The sequence below is a fragment of the Hyphomonas sp. UBA3601 genome (assembly GCF_002375605.1).
Lineage (GTDB): Bacteria > Pseudomonadota > Alphaproteobacteria > Caulobacterales > Hyphomonadaceae > Hyphomonas.
On record NZ_DFME01000095.1, the window covers coordinates 5,826 to 6,814 of the forward strand.

1 protein-coding gene is annotated in these 989 nt (G+C 64.7%); it reads left to right on the plus strand.

Going from position 1 to position 989, the window contains the following annotated elements; all coding sequences use genetic code 11:
- Positions 1-989: helicase-related protein (locus B4F73_RS09750; protein ID WP_290483134.1), on the plus strand; the 989-nt coding region annotated here is incomplete at both ends.

Below are 989 nucleotides of genomic sequence, written 5' to 3' on the forward strand. Positions count from 1 at the left end.
GGGAGCCGCAATCTCTGGCCGACTGGCTGGATGTACGCTCCGGCGCGGGGGAGGTACGTGTCCTGACCGCCGAGGGAGGTGTCTCGGCGGATGTGGATATCCTGATCTCGAAACAGCGAATTCCGTGGTCGGGGCATTCCGGGCGATTTGCCGTGCCGGAAGTGTATGAGGCCATCAAGAAAGCGACGATGACGCTCGTCTTCGTCAATACGCGCAGCCAGGCCGAGCTGATGTTTCAGGAGCTGTGGCACGCCAATGAGGACGGGCTGCCGATTGCGTTGCATCATGGCTCACTCGCGCGGGAACAGCGCACCAAGGTCGAGGCGGCGATGGCGGCTGGCGCCCTGAAGGCGGTGGTCTGTACGTCCACGCTCGATCTCGGCATCGACTGGGGCGAGGTGGACCTCGTGATCCAGATGGGCGCGCCGAAAGGGGCCGCGCGCCTGATCCAGCGCATCGGCCGGGCCAATCATCGGATGGATGAAGCCAGCCGGGCCGTCCTTGTGCCAACGAACCGGTTCGAAGTGCTGGAGTGCCGTGCGGCAGAGGCAGCGGTCGAGGCCGGCGAGATTGACGGGGAAGGGGTCCGCGAGGGCTCGCTGGATGTGCTGGCGCAGCATGTCATGGGCCGGGCGTGTGGCGACGGATTCCGTCTGGAGGAACTCTATGAGGATATTATCCGAGCCGCACCCTATGCGTGGCTCGACTGGGAAACCTATGAGCGGATCGTCGATTTCGTGGCGAGCGGGGGCTATGCGCTGAAGACCTATGACCGGTTCCACCGTATTGTACGTCGCCCGGACGGGGTGTGGGTGGCGCGCACGGCCCGCGACGCGCAGGCCCACCGGATGAATGTCGGCGCAATTGTGGAATCGCCCATGCTGGCCGTGCGGCTGGCGCAATTCATCGGCAAGGAAAAGCCGGGCGAAAAGCGCAGCGTGCGGGCCGGACTCAAGCTGGGCGAGATGGAGGAGTATTTCCTCTCCACC